At 68.7% G+C, this 2,671-nt stretch carries 2 protein-coding genes and 1 pseudogene; 1 reads left to right on the top strand and 2 read right to left on the bottom strand.

Annotation, left to right across the window (positions count from 1 at the left end; genetic code table 11):
• A pseudogene (locus CR162_RS18355) lies at positions 1–456 on the top strand (transposase); the annotation flags it as partial.
• A gap of 173 nt (positions 457–629) precedes the next feature.
• On the opposite strand, the gene istB reads toward CR162_RS18355, so the two are convergent.
• Both istB and istA read right to left on the bottom strand, forming a co-directional pair.
• Entirely contained in the window at positions 630–1,403 is a 774-nt protein-coding gene (gene istB, locus CR162_RS18350) for an IS21-like element helper ATPase IstB (RefSeq protein WP_099096982.1), read from the bottom strand.
• A gap of 17 nt (positions 1,404–1,420) precedes the next feature.
• The coding region (istA, locus tag CR162_RS18345) for an IS21 family transposase (protein WP_141563220.1) at positions 1,421–2,671 on the bottom strand (1,251 nt) is incomplete at its 5' end.

The following is a 2,671-nucleotide window of genomic DNA, read 5'->3' as shown; positions in this document are numbered from 1 at the left end:
CTGGACGCGACCTACGTGAAGGTGCGCGAGGCCGGGCGCATCGTCTCCGTCGCCGTCACCGTCGCGGTGGGCGTCAACGCCGATGGGCGGCGCGAGGTGCTTGGGATGGCGGTGGGCAGCTCGGAGGCCGAACCCTTCTGGCTTGACTTCCTCCGCAGCCTGGCCCGCCGCGGGCTCCGCGGGGTCAAGCTGGTCATCTCCGATGCCCATGAGGGGCTCAAGGCCGCCGTGACGAAGGTCCTCAGGGCCACTTGGCAAAGGTGCCGCGTTCATTTTGCCCGCACTGCGCTGGCGCATGCCGGGAAGAGCCAGCGCCGCATCGTCTCCGCCTGGATCGGCACCGCCTACGCGGAGCCCGATGCGGAGGGCGCCAAGAGGCAGTGGAGAACGGTGGCCGATCAGCTCCGTCCGAAGGTCCCGAAGCTCGCCTCGCTGATGGACGCGGCCGAGGAGGACGGTACCCATCCGGTGATGGCCGCGGTTGACGTTCAGGCGGCAGCGGTTGCGGGCGCCTGAGTGCGGCGCCAGTTCCAGTGCGTATTCCAGTGATCGTGGGCGGTCGTTCCAGGCGATCGTGGGCACGAATTCCACGGCATCGTGGGCAGGCTTCCTGCCGATAGACCAATGGTTCAGGAAGGCTCTCTGACGTCAAGCGTTTGCGTGGTCATGGCGTGTCTGGCGGTGATGCGTCGCATGCTTTCCCCCTTGAGTTCGATGCGGTGGGCGTTGTGCACGAGGCGGTCCAGGATGGCGTCGGCCAGGGTTGGGCTGCCGATCACCGCGTGCCACTGCTCGACCGGCACCTGGCTGGTGAGGATGGTGGAGCTGCGGCCGTGGCGGTCCTCCAGGATTTCCAGCAGCGTTTCGCGTTCAGGCTGCGTGAGAACCGACAGGCCCCAATCGTCGAGCACCAGCAATTCGACCCGGGCCAGCGCCTTCAGGGCGCGGCTGTGGCGGCCATCACCACGGGCAACGGCCAGTGCCTCGAACAGCCTGGGCACGCGCTGGTAGAGCACGCGGCGGCCGTCCCGGCAGGCCTTGTGGGCGAGTGCGCAGGCCAGCCAGGATTTGCCAACCCCGGTCGGGCCGGTGACCAGCAGCCCCTCATGGCGGTCGATCCAGTCGCCGGCGACCAGCTTCTGGAACAGTGCCCGATCGAGGCCACGCGGGGTGCGCAGATCGACGTCCTCGATGCTGGCGTTGTGGCGGAGTGCCGCGTGTTTCAAGCGGGTTGCCAGCCGCCGGGTTTCCCGCTCGGCCGCCTCGCGGTCAACCAGCAGGCCGAGGCGCTCCTCAAAGGTCAGGGCAGCGATGTCGGGGGATCGTCGCTGCTCTTCAAAGCCCCTGGCCATGCCGGCCAGGCCGAGCGCGATCAGCCGCTCATGGGTGGGATGGACGAGCATGGGCTCTCCTCTGGAGGTCAGTGGAAGTAGCCGCCGCCACGGATGTTGCCGTGCAACGGCGGCGGCTGGCGGTCCGGCTCCTCCTCCAGAAAGGTCCGGTCGAGGCCGGTCTGCAGGATGGAGCGGATGGAGGTGACGGTGCGGGCGCGGATGCCGACGCCGCGGCCGCAGGCCGCCTCGAGCCGCGCGGCGCCATAGGTCTGGGCCAGGTTGAGGATGCCGAGGCAGGTCCGGAACCCCTGCTCGGGATGCGGCCTCGCCGCCATGACCGCCTCGCACAACACCATGGTCGCAGGCCCAACCTTGCCGGCCTCCTCCAGCAGCCGCGCCGGCGTCCACTGGGCGTGGCGGCGATGCGCGCTCGGCATGTGCTCGGCAATGGTGGTGTGGCCCCGCCGGTGCGACACCCGGGCATGGCTGGCGACCCGCTCGCCCTTGTGGAACACCTCGACCGTTGCCTCGCTGATGCGGAGGTCGACCAGCTGGCGGATCAGGCGGAACGGCACCGAGTACCAATGGCTATCGGCCTCGACATGGTAGTCCAGGCCAACCCGGCAGCGCCGCCAGCGGGCAAAGGCATAGGGCGGCATCCGCAGGCCACGCAGTGCCGGCCCATCCAGGCTGGCGAACAGCTCTGCCCGGCTGGCGCCAAAGCCCCGCATGATCCGGGCATTCAGCTCCGCGGTCAGGACGGTGATGGCGGCATTGAGTTCGGCCAGCGAGAAAAACCGGGCATGGCGCAGCCGCGCCATGATCCAGCGTTCCGCCAGCAGCACCGACTGCTCGACCTTGGCCTTGTCGCGGGGCTTGCCCGGCCGCGCCGGCAGGATCGTGGTGCCGTAATACGCCGCCATCTCCAGGTAGGAGCGGTTCAGTCCCGGGTCATGCCGGTCGGGGTTGGTGACGGCGGCCTTGAGATTGTCGCAGACGACGAACTTCGGCACGCCGCCCAGCGCCGCGAACAGGTTCACATGCGCCCCCAGCCAGTCCGCCAGGGTCTCGCTCGCGCGGGCCTCGGCAAAGACCAGGTTGGATGCGCCCATGCAGGCGACGAACAGCTTGGCCTGCCAGACCTCGCCGCTGCCTGGGTCGACCACGCCCATGGTGTCGCCGGCGAAGTCAACGAAGACCTTCTCGCCACCGACATGGCTCTGCCGCATGGTCGGCGAAACCTGACCTTTCCAGGCGTCATAAGCCTCGCAGAACCAGGAATAGCCAAAGCCGTCGGGATGCTGGGCGCGATACTCTTGCCATAGCAGTGCCCGCGT

This window comes from Teichococcus rhizosphaerae, assembly GCF_002631185.1.
In the GTDB taxonomy this organism is placed as follows: Bacteria; Pseudomonadota; Alphaproteobacteria; order Acetobacterales; family Acetobacteraceae; genus Pseudoroseomonas; species Pseudoroseomonas rhizosphaerae.
This window is presented reverse-complemented; position numbering and strand designations above follow the sequence as displayed.

What these genes read in the sequence shown, in the direction of transcription:
- istB (WP_099096982.1), bottom strand. Translation starts at nt 1,403, where the DNA reads ATGCTCGTCCATCCCACCCATGAGCGGCTGATCGCGCTCGGCCTGGCC.